The organism is Bradyrhizobium sp. MV1.5 (assembly GCF_055807615.1).
The window spans coordinates 70,084-83,746 of record NZ_JBVVPL010000005.1 but is presented as its reverse complement, the minus strand read 5'-3'; the positions used below and the strand labels follow the sequence as shown (position 1 = coordinate 83,746).

The 13,663-nt window shown below is 65.3% G+C and carries 12 protein-coding genes; 7 read left to right on the top strand and 5 right to left on the bottom strand.

Annotated elements, in window-relative coordinates:
* Positions 1–135 precede the first annotated feature (135 nt).
* The 6 genes from AC0L2J_RS06755 to AC0L2J_RS06730 all read left to right on the top strand — a co-directional run bounded on the left by AC0L2J_RS06755 (position 136) and on the right by AC0L2J_RS06730 (position 6,859).
* Positions 136–1,086 (top strand): ABC transporter permease, encoded by a 951-nt coding sequence (locus AC0L2J_RS06755; RefSeq protein ID WP_063992992.1) that lies wholly within the window; start codon positions 136–138, stop codon positions 1,084–1,086.
* Complete coding sequence (locus AC0L2J_RS06750) at positions 1,083–1,976, top strand: ABC transporter permease (RefSeq protein WP_473388038.1); 894 nt, start codon at positions 1,083–1,085, stop codon at positions 1,974–1,976. Before AC0L2J_RS06755 ends, AC0L2J_RS06750 begins: the two co-directional genes overlap by 4 nt.
* A gap of 2 nt (positions 1,977–1,978) precedes the next feature.
* Positions 1,979–2,992 (top strand): ABC transporter ATP-binding protein, encoded by a 1,014-nt coding sequence (locus AC0L2J_RS06745; RefSeq protein ID WP_473388036.1) that lies wholly within the window; start codon positions 1,979–1,981, stop codon positions 2,990–2,992.
* Complete coding sequence (locus AC0L2J_RS06740) at positions 2,989–3,993, top strand: ABC transporter ATP-binding protein (RefSeq protein ID WP_473388033.1); 1,005 nt, start codon at positions 2,989–2,991, stop codon at positions 3,991–3,993. Before AC0L2J_RS06745 ends, AC0L2J_RS06740 begins: the two co-directional genes overlap by 4 nt.
* A 55-nt stretch (positions 3,994–4,048) precedes the next feature.
* Entirely contained in the window at positions 4,049–5,545 is a 1,497-nt protein-coding gene (locus AC0L2J_RS06735) for an ABC transporter substrate-binding protein (RefSeq protein WP_473388030.1), read from the top strand.
* A 339-nt stretch (positions 5,546–5,884) separates the two neighbouring features.
* Positions 5,885–6,859 carry a magnesium transporter CorA family protein gene (locus AC0L2J_RS06730; RefSeq protein WP_007608479.1) on the top strand — a complete coding sequence of 325 codons (975 nt, stop codon included), beginning with the start codon at positions 5,885–5,887 and terminating at the stop codon, positions 6,857–6,859.
* Positions 6,860–6,902: 43 nt separating this feature from the next.
* Here AC0L2J_RS06730 and AC0L2J_RS06725 read toward each other — a convergent pair whose 3' ends face one another.
* Both AC0L2J_RS06725 and AC0L2J_RS06720 read right to left on the bottom strand, forming a co-directional pair.
* Positions 6,903–7,529: an alpha/beta hydrolase gene (locus AC0L2J_RS06725; RefSeq protein ID WP_473388027.1), complete on the bottom strand. Its 627-nt coding sequence runs from the start codon at positions 7,527–7,529 to the stop codon at positions 6,903–6,905.
* Positions 7,526–8,464 carry a ring-cleaving dioxygenase gene (locus AC0L2J_RS06720; protein WP_473388024.1) on the bottom strand — a complete coding sequence of 313 codons (939 nt, stop codon included), beginning with the start codon at positions 8,462–8,464 and terminating at the stop codon, positions 7,526–7,528. The genes AC0L2J_RS06725 and AC0L2J_RS06720 overlap by 4 nt, the downstream gene beginning before the upstream one ends.
* Positions 8,465–8,593: 129 nt before the next feature.
* Here AC0L2J_RS06720 and AC0L2J_RS06715 point away from each other — a divergent pair, with 129 nt between their 5' ends.
* Positions 8,594–9,505, top strand: a complete 912-nt coding sequence (locus AC0L2J_RS06715; RefSeq protein ID WP_473388022.1) for a LysR family transcriptional regulator — start codon at positions 8,594–8,596, stop codon at positions 9,503–9,505.
* 37 nt (positions 9,506–9,542) lie between these two features.
* On the opposite strand, the gene AC0L2J_RS06710 is transcribed toward AC0L2J_RS06715, so the two are convergent.
* Genes AC0L2J_RS06710 through AC0L2J_RS06700 form a run of 3 tightly spaced genes read right to left on the bottom strand, consistent with a single transcriptional unit; the run spans position 9,543 to position 13,594 of the window.
* The gene (locus AC0L2J_RS06710) at positions 9,543–9,857 is read right to left on the bottom strand and encodes a barstar family protein (RefSeq protein WP_473388020.1); all 315 of its coding nucleotides are present in this window, start codon (positions 9,855–9,857) and stop codon (positions 9,543–9,545) included.
* A gap of 33 nt (positions 9,858–9,890) precedes the next feature.
* A complete protein-coding gene (locus AC0L2J_RS06705) occupies positions 9,891–12,566 on the bottom strand; it encodes a hybrid sensor histidine kinase/response regulator (RefSeq protein WP_473388017.1) in 2,676 nt (891 codons plus the stop codon).
* Positions 12,563–13,594, bottom strand: coding sequence for an ABC transporter substrate-binding protein (locus AC0L2J_RS06700; protein WP_473388014.1), 1,032 nt, complete (start codon positions 13,592–13,594; stop codon positions 12,563–12,565). Before AC0L2J_RS06700 ends, AC0L2J_RS06705 begins: the two co-directional genes overlap by 4 nt.
* Between the last annotated feature and the right edge of the window lie 69 nt (positions 13,595–13,663).

Genomic DNA, 13,663 nt, shown 5'->3' with positions numbered 1-13,663 from the left:
ACTGTTGTCGGGGCAGCTATCGCCCCCTTAACCCCGGGCCCAATTTACTTTTTTGCCCCCCCCGGCCCCCCCCCCCCCGCCGCCGGGGGGGGGGGGGCCCCCCCCCCCCCCCCCCACGTCGGAGCTCGTGAGCGCATGAGCGTATTTGTCCTCCGACGTCTGCTGACCTTGCTGGCGACCCTGGTCGGCGCGTCCGTGATCATTTTCCTGGTGTTGGATGCTCTCCCGGGCAACGCCGCGCAGATGCTAATGGGCGCCGATGCCTCGGCCGACGCGGTGCGTGCGCTCACCGTCAAGCTCGGGCTCGACCAGCCGCTGGCGGTTCGCTATCTGCAGTGGATCAAGGGGCTGCTCGTCGGCGATCTCGGCAATTCCTATGTCTACGGCACGCCGGTCGCAAGCCTGATTGCGGAGCGGCTGGTGCTGACCATTCCGCTCGCGATGATGTCCATGCTGATCACCGTGACGCTGGCGCTGTCGGCCGGCATCTACACCGCCGCCAACCACAACAAGCTCGGCGACGTCGGCGTGATGTCGCTGACGCAGGTGGGCATCGCGCTGCCGAATTTCTGGTTCGCGATCCTGCTGGTGCTGTTGTTTTCGGTGCGGCTGCAATGGCTGTCCGCGGGCGGTTTCCCCGGTTGGGAGGACGGCATCTGGCTCGGAATCAAGTCGCTGCTGCTGCCGGCGGTGTCGCTCGCGGTGGTGCAGGCCGCGATCCTCGCACGCGTCACGCGCTCGGCCGTGCTGGAAGTGCTGCGTGAAGACTTCGTCCGCACGGCGCGCGCAAAGGGCCTCGGCAAGCGCGAGGTGCTGTGGCGTCACGTGCTGCGCAACGCCATGATCCCCGTGATGACGGTGATGGGCCTGCAATTCGCCAATCTGCTCGCCGGCACCATCGTGATCGAGAACGTGTTCTATCTGCCGGGCCTCGGCCGCCTGATTTTTCAGTCGATCGCCAACCGCGACCTCATCGTGGTGCGCAACTGCGTGATGCTGCTCGCGACTATGGTCGTCATCGTCAATTTCGTGGTCGACGTGCTCTATGCCTTCGTCGATCCCCGCATCAAGGTTCACGACCTGTGAGCGCGCCGCTGACCACCCTCGTCGATGCGCCGGCCATCGCGCGCCCTCTGCCGGCCCGGACCTTCTGGCGCCGCGCGCTGCATCATCGCAGCTTCGTGCTCGGCGGCGCGCTGAGCCTGCTGGTTCTCGCCTCGGCGCTGCTGTCGCTGCTGTGGACGCCCTGGTCGCCTTATGAGATCGACATCGCGTCAAAGCTCCGGCCCCCCTCGGCCGCGCACTGGCTCGGCACCGACGTCTTCGGCCGCGACATCGTCTCGCTGCTGCTCGCCGGCGCCCGCTCCACCATCATGGTCGGCATCATCGCGGTCAGCATCGGCCTCACCTTTGGCGTCTGTCTGGGCCTGATCGCGTCGGCCAAGCGCGGCTGGACCGAAGAGATCATCATGCGCTTCTCCGATTTCACCTTCGCCTTTCCGGCCGTGCTCTCCGCGATCATGCTGGCTGCGGTGGCCGGTCCGGGCATGGTGACCTCGATCGTCGCCATCGGCATCTTTCAGATCCCGACGCTGATCCGGCTGACGCGCGGCTCGGCCAACGCGATCTGGGCGCGCGAATTCGTGCTGGCCGCGCGCGCGGCGGGGAAGGGCAAATTTCGCATCACCATCGAGCACGTGCTGCCCAACATCCTGTCGATCCTGATCGTGCAGGCGACGATCCAGTTTGCGCTCGCGATTCTTGCCGAAGCCGCGCTGTCCTATCTCGGGCTCGGCACGCAGCCGCCGCAGCCATCCTGGGGGCGGATGCTGAACGACGCGCAGACGCTGCTGTTCCAGTCGCCGATGCTTGCGGTCTATCCGGGCGCCGCGATTGCGATCGCGGTGCTCGGTCTCAATCTGCTCGGCGACGGGTTGCGCGATCTGCTCGATCCACGACTGGCGCGGGAGCGATGACAATGGGCGAGCGCTCGACCATGCCGTTGATCGAGGTCGAAAATCTCGGCGTGCGCCTCAATACCAGCCGCGGGCCGGCGCAGGCCGTGCGCGGCGTCAGCTTTGCCCTGAAGCGCGGCGAGACGCTCGGGCTCGTCGGCGAATCCGGCTGCGGCAAGTCGCTGACGGCATTGTCGCTGATGGGGCTGCTGCCGGACAGCGCGGTCGTCACCGGCAGCATCAAGCTGGATGGCGGCGAACTCGCTGGATTGTCGGACGCGGACTATTGTCGGCTGCGCGGCAACCGCATCAGCATGATCTTCCAGGAGCCGATGACCGCGCTCAATCCGATGCACACGATCGGCCACCAGGTCGCCGAGCCGCTGCGGCGTCACAGGAAATATTCGGCATCGCAGGCGCGCAAGGAAGCGATCGCCTTGCTCGACCGCGTCGGGCTGCCTGATCCGGCCAGGCGTGTCGACGCCTATCCGCACCAGTTTTCCGGCGGCCAGCGTCAGCGCGTCACGATTGCGATGGCGCTCGCCTGCGAGCCGGACCTTCTGATCGCGGACGAGCCGACCACCGCGCTCGACGTCACTATCCAGGGCCAGATCCTCGACCTGATCGCCGATCTCGTCGAGGAGCGCGGCATGTCCATGATCCTGATCTCGCACGATCTCGGCGTCATCGCCGAGAACGTGCAACGCATGATGGTGATGTACGGCGGCACGATCATCGAGAGCGGACCGACCGACGAGGTGTTCCGCCGGATGGGACATCCCTACACGCAGGGCCTGTTCCGCGCCCGACCGAAGCTTGGGGCGCGCAAGGGGACGCGGCTGACGACGATATCCGGCACGGTGCCGGAGCTCGCCGATCTGCCTTCCGGTTGCACCTTCGCCGACCGGTGTCCACTCGTGATCGACCAGTGCCGGGTCGCACTTCCACCGATGGTGGACGTCGGACCCGGCCATTTCGTGCGCTGCATCCGGACCGACGTGTCCATGGCCGAACGCGTCGGAGCGCTGACCGTATGAGCACGGCGCCTCTTCTCGACGTGAAGGATCTCGAGCAGCGCTACACGCTGCCGCGCGAAAGCGTGTTCCGCCCGCCGGGGCAGGTGCGTGCGCTCAACGGTGTCAGCGTGCGGGTCGACGCCGGCAAGAGCCTCGGTATCGTCGGCGAATCCGGCTCCGGCAAGTCGACCTTCGCGCGCGTGGTGATGGCGCTGGAGCGGCCGACATCGGGGCAGGTCGCGCTGCTCGGCCGCGACCTCAACCGCATCTCCGCTGACGAGCTGCGCCGAGCCCGCCGCGATTTCCAGATGGTGTTCCAGGATCCCTACGGATCGCTGGATCCACGCCAGACCATCGCGCGCATCGTTGCCGAACCGCTGACCGTGTTGGAGGCGATTGATCGCACGACGCTTCGTGCCCGCGTCTCCGCGGTGCTGCGGCAGGTGGGCCTGCGCGATGCCGACATGGAGAAATATCCGCACGAATTCTCCGGCGGCCAGCGCCAGCGCATCGCCATCGCGCGCGCGCTGATCACCCAGCCGAAGCTGATCGTCGCCGACGAGCCGGTCTCCGCGCTCGACGTCTCCGTGCAGGCGCAAGTCTTGAACCTGATGCAGGACCTCCAGGAACAGTTCGGCCTGAGTTACGTCCTGATCAGCCACGACCTGGCCGTCGTCGACTATCTCTGCGACGAGGTCGCGGTGATGTATCTCGGCCGCATCGTCGAGCAGGGCCGTCCCGAGGATCTGTTCGAGAGCTGCGCCCATCCCTACACGCGAGCGCTACTGGAGGCCGTGCCGCGGGTGCGCGCCGGCGGCGGCCGGCGCCGGCGCGGGGCCCAGGCGATCGCCTCGCAATCGGCGGCTGCGACCGGGTGCCCCTATGCCTCGCGGTGCGCGCTCGCCGACCAGCATTGCCGCGAGGTTCTGCCTGAGCTACGCAAGGTGGGCGAGACGCATCTGGCCGCCTGCCACAAGGCGGAAGCCGTGATGGCGTTGCCGCAGTTGCCCGCGGAAGGTTAGTGTCCGGGGCGGAATTGGCGTAGGCTGGGACGAGATGAAGGCCGGGGAGTTACGCATGTTCAGGAAACTATCGATTGTCGCATTCGCCGCCACGCTTGCCGTGGCGCCGTTGCCGGTGCTGGCGCAGAGCAAGAAGGACAGCGTCGTCATGGCGATGACGCTGGAGCCGCCGGGGCTCGATCCCACCAACGCGGCCGCCGCCGCGATCGCCGAGGTCACGCTCTACAACATCTACGAGACGCTGACCAAGATCAACGAGGACGGCTCGACCTCGCCATTGCTGGCGGAGAGCTGGACGGCCTCGCCCGATCTGAAGACCTATACGTTCAAGCTGCGCAAGGGAGTCAAATTCCACAATGGCGAGCCGTTCGACTCGGCCGCCGTGAAGTTCTCGTTCGAGCGCAATGCCGTCGCCACCAGCACCAACAAGGACAAAAGCCTGTTCCAGGGCTTCGAGAAGGTCGATGCGCCCGATGCCGACACGGTCGTGATCACCCTGAAGAATTCAGAGCCTAACCTGCCGTTCCTGCTGGGGCAGGCGAGCGGCTCGATCGTCGAGCCGAAGAGCGCTGCCACCAATATCACGCAGCCGGTTGGGACCGGGCCCTACCAGTTGGGCGCCTGGGCCAAGGGCTCCTCGATGACTCTGACCAAATGGGCCGACTATCGCAACGCCGCAGCGATCAAGCTGTCGAAGGTGACGATCCGCTTCATCTCCGATCCGTCGGCGCAGACGGCCGCGCTGCTGTCGGGCGACGTCGATGCTTTTCCGCGCGTCTCAGCCCAGCGCACCATCGCGCAGTTCAAGGCCGATCCGCGCTTCAACGTCCTGGTCGGCGGCTCCCGCGCCAAGACCATCGTCGCCATCAACCACCGCAAGAAGCCGCTCGACGATGTCCGCGTCCGCCGTGCGATCCTTGCCGCGATCGATCGCAAGGCGATGATCGACGGCGCGGTCGATGGTTTCGGCACGCCGATCGGCAGCTTCTACGTCCCGACTGCACTCGGCTATGTCGACACGACAGGCATTAACCCCTACGACCCCGAGAAGGCCAAGAAGCTGCTGGCCGAAGCCGGTGTCACCACGCCGCTCGAACTGTCGCTGAAGCTGCCGCCGCCGCCTTATGCGCGGCAGGGCGGCGAGATCCTCGCGGCCCAGCTCGCCAAGGTCGGCATCATCGCCAAGATCGAGAACGTCGAATGGGCGCAATGGCTGTCGCAGGTGTTCGCCGGCAATGGTCCGCACAATTTCGACCTCACCATCGTCAGCCATGTCGAGCCGTTCGATCTCGTCAAGATCACCGAACAGGACTACTATCTCGGCTACAACAACGCGGCGTTCAACGCGCTCTACAAGCAGATCGTGTCGACGCCGGATGAAGCCGCCCGTGTCAAGCTTCTCGGTGATGCCCAGCGCATGCTGGCCACCGACGCGGTCTCCGGCTATTTGTACCAGCCGCAGCTGATCACCATCACCAACAAGAAGCTGAAGGGCGTCTGGAAGGACGTGCCCCAGTACGAGAACGACTTCTCGACGTGGGCGTGGGAGTAGGGTCGCGCGCGTCGATTGCGCGATTTCGGTGACGATCTCTCCAACGGAAGAGATCGTCACGAGACCGGTCCAAACAAAAACCTGAAAAACAACCCCATGCACAGTAGCCGGGGGTAATCATTTCAATGGCTTGCGCGTCACGCGATCAGATGGTTTGCGGCGATGCCGTTGATGCGTCGGGCAAAACACTGGCATGATGGCATCATCGAAGAAGGCCGCGCCCGCCTGGCCGGCCCGATGCTCCCCCGACTTTGAACGTTCGGAACCCTCATGCGTTAGCTCGGCGCAGGATGGCCGCAGGCCGTGCGATCCGGCGCGAGGGTATGCGGAGTTCGGTTCTTGCTCAAACTGTACAGGTGGCCATCCGACGAATGGCAGAAGATCGGCGCGGAGATGCCGTCCGAGATCATCTGGGCTGATCTTTTGGACGCGACCGCGGAAGAAAAGCAGTTCGTCGAACGATTGCTCGGGATCCGCGTTCCGTCCGAGGATTCGCTCAGCGAGATCGAAGCGTCGAGCCGCCTGATCCTCGACAACGGCACGCTCTATCTCAGCTCGCCGGCGGTCCGGCTCAACGAGGACAACGAGGCCGAGATCACGCCGGTGGGATTCGTCATCGGCCCGCGCGTGCTGGTGACGGTGCGCTTCGCGCAGCTGCCGATCTTCGACGACATCGGCAAGCGTATCGGCTCCGATGACAGCCTGGAGAACGGCATGTGCGTGTTCGCCAGCCTGGTCGAGGCCATGGTCGACCGCGGGGCCGATGTCCTTGAGCATCTCGGCGCCAAGGTCGACAGGCTCTCGCGGGGCGTCTTCAAAGGTGGGCTCGTCCGCACCAAGCGACCGGTCCGCTCCAGCCGCAGGATGCGCGAGGCGCTGGAGAACATCGGAGAGCTGGCCGATCGGCTCGCCAAGGCGCGCGATGTCCTGCTTGGCGTTGGCCGCATCGCTTCATTCGCCGGCGATGTCGGGGGTGAATGGATCACGGCCGCGTCGAAGAAGCGCCTCGAAGCCGTCTCCAAGGATGTCGCTTCGCTCGGCGATTACGAGACGCGATTGTCGGACAAGATCCAGCTTCTGCTCGATGCCGTGCTCGGCTTCATCAACATCCAGCAGAACGAGCTGTTCAAGATCCTGACCATCGTCTCGGTCGTCGGCGTGCCGCCCACGATCATGGTCGGCATCTGGGGCATGAACTTCAAGCACATGCCGGAGCTGGACTGGACGTTCGGCTATCCGCTGGCGTGGCTCGCCATCATTGCCAGCGGCGTGCTGCCGCTGATCTGGTTCAAGCGCCGCGGCTGGTTCGAGTGAAGCCGCGGCGCACCGCTCGAAAACGATGCGCCGCTTTTCGGGTTCAGACGACTTCGGCGGCGAATTTGCCGATCCAGTCGCGGGCGAGCGTCAAATCGGTTTGCGACAATTGATGGCCCGTCGGCAGGACCTTGTGTTCGACCCGGGCTCCGGCTTCCGACAACAGCGAGGCAAGCTTCGCGGAATTGCTCGCCGGAACGATCGGATCAGCCTGCCCCGACAGAAGCAGGACGGGCTTGCCGCCGAGCTCAGCCTTCGGCGGATCCGACAGCGGCACCATCGCGCGGAGCAGGATCGCGCCTGCCAGCGCATCCGGCTCCAGCAGCAACAGCGCGGCCGCGATGTTGGCACCGTTGGAGAAGCCGACCGCGATCGGCGCGGCGAGGCCATATCGATGCCGTGCCTCCGCGACGAAGTCGCCGAGTTCGTGCGCGCGGCGGCGCACGTCGTCCTCGTCGAACACGCCCTCGGCAAGGCGGCGGAAGAAACGCGGCATGCCGTGCTCGAGCACGCGGCCGCGCGGCGAGAGCAGGGCCGAGCCGGGCGAGATCATCCTGCCGAGCCCGAGCAGATCGTTCTCGTCGCCACCGGTGCCGTGCAGCAGCAGGAGTGGAGGGGAGCCCGCGCTGGTCGCGGGCTCGAAACGATGGACGAATGAACTCTCGGTCATGACACGCTCTCTGCCAAATTCGGCAACACAGCCTCGATCTGCTTGCGCTGCGCTTCGAGGAAGCTCGGCAGCTTGAGGTCGCGTCCCAGCGTCGCGACGGGCTCGTCGACGGCGAAGCCGGGGATATCGGTCGCGATCTCGAACAGCACGCCGCCGGGCTCGCGGAAGTAGATCGAGCGGAAGTAGTTGCGGTCCCGTTGTTCGGTCGGGTGCAGGCCGTGATTGCTCACGAGCCTTTGCGCCATCTTGCCCTGCTCGGCGTCGTCGACCGCGCGGAAAGCGATGTGGTGCACGGAGCCGCTGCCCTGGTGCCCGCGCAAAAAGCCCTTGGCCTCGTAGATGTCGACCACGCTGCCTTCGACATCGCCGGACGCCTTGAAGCGGATCACCGAGCCTTCGCGCGCCGTCTCCTTGAAGCCGAACACGTCGGTGAGGACGGCAGCCGTCTTCGCCGCGCTGTCGAGCAGCAAGGTCACGCCGTGGAAGCCGCGGATCGCATGTTCGGCGGGAACGTCGCCATTGCTCCAGCCGGGCTCGCTCTCGGCGCCGGGGACACCGACGAGCGCGAGCGCCATGCCATCAGGGTCTGTGAACGGCAGCACGGACTCGCCAAAGCGCTTCTCCAGCGCCTCGTAAGCGATGCCCTTCTCGACGAAGCGCTGCGTCCAATAGCCGAGCGAGCCTTGCGGCACGCGGAAGGCGGTCTGGTGCGTTTCACCGACGCCGCGGCGCCCGGCCGGCACGCCAGCCCAGGGAAAAAAGGTCAGGATGGTGCCGGGGCGGCCGGTCTCGTCCCCATAATAGAAGTGATAGGTGCCGGGATCGTCGAAATTGACCGTCTTCTTGACGAAGCGCAGGCCGAGATCCCGGGTGTAGAAGCCGAAATTCCTGATGGGGTCGCCCGCAATCGCGGTGACGTGGTGCAGTCCAGACATTGTCGTCCTCCAAAGCTCGCGGAGCGGTCTTGCTCTGACCGGAAATATCGTTCTGCTTTGGATTGGAGACAATCCATGCAAATATGACGCCTATGTCTACGATTTGGAAACAATCGCCGGCGCCAGTCCATGGATAAGGTCGCCAGCCTCCGGGCCTTCGTAAAGGTGGTCGAAAGCGGCAGTTTTGCCGAGGCGGGCCGGCAGTTGCGGCTGTCACGCTCGGCGATCAGCAAATACATCGCCGACCTCGAAGAGAGCCTCGGCGTGCAGCTCCTGAACCGGACCACGCGCCATGCAAGCCCGACCGAGAACGGCCAGCGCTATTTTGAGCGCGCGATCGTGATCCTGTCGGAGATCGAGGCGGCCGACCAGGCCGTGGCGCAAGCCCAGTCGGCGCCGCGCGGCCTGTTGCGCGTCAACGCGCCGATGTCGTTCGGCACCCTGCGGCTCGGGCCGGTGCTTGCCGATTTCATGGCGCGATATCCGGAGCTGCAGCTCCAGCTCGTGCTCAGCGACGACCTGCTCGATCCCGTCCAGGACGGCTTTGACGTGACCTTGCGCATCGCGGAATTGGAATCGTCGAGTTTGATCGCGCGAAAAGTCATGCCGGTGGCGCGCATGATCTGCGCTTCGCCGGATTATCTGGCGCGTCACGGCACACCGAAACATCCGCAGGATCTGCGCGAACATGCCTCGTTGACCTACGGCTTCCTGCTTACGGGCAATCAGTGGAAGCTCACCGGCACCGATGGCGATCACTGGATCCAGCCGGCCTGGTCGCTCTGCGTCAACAATGCCGAAGTGCTGCGTGATGTCGCGATCAAGGGCAGGGGGCTCGCGCTGCTCCCGGAGTTCATCGCCGCCGATGCCTTGAAGAAGGGCAAGCTGCGAACGGTGCTGGACGATTATTCCGCGCCGCCGCTTGCGCTCTATGCGGTCTATCCGCCGACCCGGCATCTGTCGGTGAAAGTGCGGCTGTTCATCGATTTCCTGGTCGAGCGTTTTGGTCGCGAGGACGAGGCGGGTGTGCGAACCCGCTGACGGGGCGCAGGGCTATGAGCGCACGACCAGACTTTCCCTAGTTCTCGATCTCGAGCCGAACCGCGACATCATCGCCAACGCGCGCAAGCCTACGCGCTCGTGTTCTCGCAATCGCAGATGAAAAGTCCTGGACCATCTCCTTTACTTCGGGCACGAGGTTGGCTGTGTTCACGACTTTGATCGCATAGGGAGGTTTGAGGGCGTTCATCCCGCCTCCAAAAATCGAGTCTAGAAAAGCTCCCACAATGTCGCCATGCCATTCTGGCGCCCCTATCGCAATCTTAAGCGCTAGTCGAAAATCCTGAACAGTTTTCCAGCTGCTGGCGTCGAGTTCTATTTCGTGCATCGTCATACCGAGGGGGATCGTCTAGTTGACCGCACGCTCTTAGGCCGGCCGGAGCAGATCGTCCAGCGCGCTCATCGAGGCCTTTCGAAGCGCGGCGAGCTCGCGGGCGGCACTCTGGCATTCGGGCGTGGACATCGTGACCGCCGCCAGCTCGACCTCACGGCAGCGCTCGAACAAGCGGACCAAGCCGAGCGCACTCGCGCCGCTGCCGAGTTGATGCGCGCAGCGTGCGAGTTGCGTGGCATCGCCAATCACTGCTGCCTTGGCGATGTCCTCGACCAGCTTTTCGCTGGTCTGTTCCAGCAGGTCGTGGAGTTTTGCGATCTGCGCCGCGCCCAGCAGCTCTTTCTGGTCATCGAGGAGATGCCGGTCGATCAACGCGCCTGCGGCGAGTTGCGCCGCCGCTGGCTGGTTCTGGGCATCGTCCTCGATCGCCTCGCGCAGCGCATTGATCAGGATCGGCTTGCTGACGATCCTGGCAATGCCTGCCCCCGCGAGCCGCTCGCGGGCGCGGCGCGACATGTCGGCGGTTACCGCGATGATGCGCGGCATGGTCGGCAGATCGAGCGTTCGGATCCGCGATGCCGCCTCGACGCCGTCCATGTCGGGCATGTGCAGATCCATCAGGATGACATCGAACGCCTGGTCGCGCGCGTGTGCGATGGCCGACGCGCCGTTCGTGGCGATGGTGGCGTGGTGGCCGAGCCTCTTCAACATCGCTTCACCGACCTCGCAATTGACGGGGTCGTCGTCGACCAGCAGCACGCGAAGCTGCCGCGATGGCGGCTGAACCGCGCCTTGCGCGATGTCGGTCGTGGCGAGGCCAAGCGGTACCTCAAGCATGAACGAGCTGCCCTTACCCGGCGTGCTCGCCACCGTGAGCTCGCCGCGCATCAGGCGGGTGAGGCGCCGCGCGATCGCCAGTCCAAGGCCGGTGCCGCCGAACCGCCGCGCGATGCTGTCGTCGGCCTGGACGAAATCCTCGAAAATCCGCTCGTGCATGTCGGGCGCGATGCCGATGCCGGTATCGCGAACGGTGATGCGCAGCAGGACATGATCGTCATGTGCCTCGGCGGCCGCGCTCAAGCCGATGCCGCCGCGCGGGGTGAACTTGATCGCGTTGCCGATCAGATTGAGCAGGATGCGATTGAGCCGCACCGGATCGCCGTGCACGGAGGTGTTGACCGTCGCATCGCAGGCGAGATCGAAGGAGAGGCCCTTGTGAGAGGCCTGCGGGCGCATCAGATCGGCGGCCGTTTCGATGAGTTGATCGAGGCGGAAATCGCGGGTCTCCAGAGTCTCGGCGCTGGCCTCCAGGCGCGCATATTCGAGGATGCCGTCGACCAGCGCGATCAGCGTTTCGCCCGACGCGGCCGCGGTCGTGAGGTGGCGCCGCTGCGCTTGGCCGAGGCTGCCGTCGTCGAGCAGTTGCAGCACGCCCATGACGCCGTTCAGCGGCGTGCGTAGCTCGTGGCTGACGACCGCGAGAAAGCGCGATTTGGTCTCGTTGGCCGCGACCGCCGCGCTGCGCGCGCGCTCGGCGGCATCGTGCTCGGCAAGGGCCTGGTCGCGGGTCTTCTCCAGTTCGGAGGTGCGCTCGATCACCTTGCGCTCGAGCGTCGCATAGGATTCGCGCAAGTGAGCGGCCATCCGGTTGAACTGATCGCCGAGCGCCTCCAGCTCGTCACCGGTCTTGATCGCGAGCCGCAGGCCGAGGTCGCCGCTGCCGATCCGCCGCGCGCCCTGCGTCAGGATCTGGATCGGCACGGTCATGCGCCGGCTCAGAAAGAGAGAGACCAGCACCGCACATGCCAGCAGGATGACCAGGAGAAAAGTCGAGCGTCCGATCGACGCATAGATCGGCGCAAAGGCTTCGGTGAGCGGCAGCTCGACGAACACCAGCCAGCCCAGCGAGGGGACGGTCGCATAGGTCGACAGCACGCGTTGACCGGACAGATCCTCCTTGACCAGGCCGCCCGAGGGCGGCCCGATGCCATCGAGCGCGGCGCGGACGTCGGCATGGCCGGAGAGATCGCTGCGACGCAACGCCGGCCACAGATCGGGATGCGCGATCAACAACCCCATCCGATCGACCACATAGGCCTTGCCGGTGTTGCCGACCCTGATCCCGGCGACGAGGTCCCAGATGAAGCGAAGATTGACCTCGGCGACAATCACATCGGGCGTGAGACCGGTTCCGCGCGTGGCGAGCGTCATGAACGGCTCGGTGTCACCGAGGAAGTAGACCGGTCCGTAATAGGCGCGGCTTTCATTGGCGCCGCGGAAGGCCTGCGAGGCGGAGAGGTCGGCCTTGCTGCCGATCCTGTCTGCGACGCGGCGCGACACGCGCACCTGCTCGCGGCCTTGGGCGTCGAGCTCGGCGATTTCCGCGATCGCGGGCGAGAGGCGCAGGAGGCGGATGGCGTTCAGGCGCTGGTCCTCGTTCGTGGACAGCTCCGGGGGCAGGCGCGAGAGCCACCTGATCTGGTTTTCGATCTGGCCAATGAACTGGCCGATCTGGATCGCGGCGCTTGCTGCCTGCTCGCGCTGGGTCGCCGCCAGAAGCTGCTTCTGCTCGCGATAGGAGAACCAGACGTCGAAGCCGGTGTTGATGGCGAGCGCGGCAAAAGCGAGCGCGACGATCGAGTAGAGGTATTTGCGGAACAGCCGGCCGGCAGGCGGCCGCAAATCTCCCTGGTCGATCGTCTCGTTCACTCGCGGATCTCGTCGGCGCGCGCGAGCAGCGTGAATGGGAGCGTCAAATCCAGCGTGCGGGCGACCGTGCGGTTGATCAGGAGCTCATATTTCCGCGGCGATTGCACCGGCAGATCGCCGGCCTTGGTGCCGCGCAGGATGAGATCGACGTAGTCGGCCGAGCGCACTTCGAGGGTCGGCCCGTAGCTCATCAGCCCGCCCGCATCCATGAAATAATGGAACGGGTAGATCGTGGGCACGCGATGCTTCGCGGTTGCCGCGATGATAGCCTGCCGGTTGACCACCAGAAAGCTGTCGACGAGCGCGATCATCGCGGCCTTGGGCGGTTCGGTAAAGCGTCTGACGGCTTCGTCAATCTCCGTCGGCGCGCTGACGGGGGCGGGGACCACGGACACGCCGGACAGTGCTGCCTCTTGTTCGATGGAATCGAGGAAGAAGCGGCCGCCGCGAGGTGTGGTCGCCGGGTTGAACAGGATGCCGACGCGCGCAAGATCCGGCACGGCCTCCCGGATGAGCTGAAGCCATTTGCCACCCATCTCGGCGGTGCTGTTGGTGAAGCCGGTCACGTTGCCGCCGGGACGGGCAAGGCTTTCGACGAAGCCGTTGCCGACGGGATCGTTGGCGGTCGCGAACACGATCGGGATGGTTTTCGTGGCTTCGAGGACGGCCGCGGTTTCGATCGTCGAGCCGGTCAGGATCACATCCGGCTTGAGCGCCAGCAATTCCTGAACCGCGGTTTTCAGTCTATCCGGCGCGCCGAAGGTCGAACGGAGCTCAAGGCGGAAATTGACGCCTTCGACCCAGCCTCGCTGCCTCAAGCCCACGATGAGGCCACCCAGGCGGGAGGTCGGGCTGTCGATCATGCTCCTTCTGGTCAGTTCGTCGTCGAGCGGCAATGCGGTCAGCGATGCGACGACGCGCATGCGATCAGATGTCGCGCCGAGCGCCAGCCAGCCCGCGGCGGTCGTGCCCGCAAGGCGAATGAACCCGCGGCGATCCACCGCGAGAGCGGAAGGCCGTTCGGTCATGGATGTCTTTGCATGATGGTTTGCCCCAACCCGATGCTTTAGCCCGAACAGCCGGCATCCACAATTGAT

What these genes read in the sequence shown, in the direction of transcription:
- AC0L2J_RS06745 (WP_473388036.1), top strand. Translation starts at nt 1,979, where the DNA reads ATGGGCGAGCGCTCGACCATGCCGTTGATCGAGGTCGAAAATCTCGGC.
- AC0L2J_RS06755 (WP_063992992.1), top strand. Translation starts at nt 136, where the DNA reads ATGAGCGTATTTGTCCTCCGACGTCTGCTGACCTTGCTGGCGACCCTG.
- AC0L2J_RS06725 (WP_473388027.1), bottom strand. Translation starts at nt 7,529, where the DNA reads ATGACCGAGAGTTCATTCGTCCATCGTTTCGAGCCCGCGACCAGCGCG.
- AC0L2J_RS06735 (WP_473388030.1), top strand. Translation starts at nt 4,049, where the DNA reads ATGTTCAGGAAACTATCGATTGTCGCATTCGCCGCCACGCTTGCCGTG.
- AC0L2J_RS06700 (WP_473388014.1), bottom strand. Translation starts at nt 13,594, where the DNA reads ATGACCGAACGGCCTTCCGCTCTCGCGGTGGATCGCCGCGGGTTCATT.
- AC0L2J_RS06740 (WP_473388033.1), top strand. Translation starts at nt 2,989, where the DNA reads ATGAGCACGGCGCCTCTTCTCGACGTGAAGGATCTCGAGCAGCGCTAC.
- AC0L2J_RS06715 (WP_473388022.1), top strand. Translation starts at nt 8,594, where the DNA reads ATGGATAAGGTCGCCAGCCTCCGGGCCTTCGTAAAGGTGGTCGAAAGC.
- AC0L2J_RS06710 (WP_473388020.1), bottom strand. Translation starts at nt 9,857, where the DNA reads ATGACGATGCACGAAATAGAACTCGACGCCAGCAGCTGGAAAACTGTT.
- AC0L2J_RS06720 (WP_473388024.1), bottom strand. Translation starts at nt 8,464, where the DNA reads ATGTCTGGACTGCACCACGTCACCGCGATTGCGGGCGACCCCATCAGG.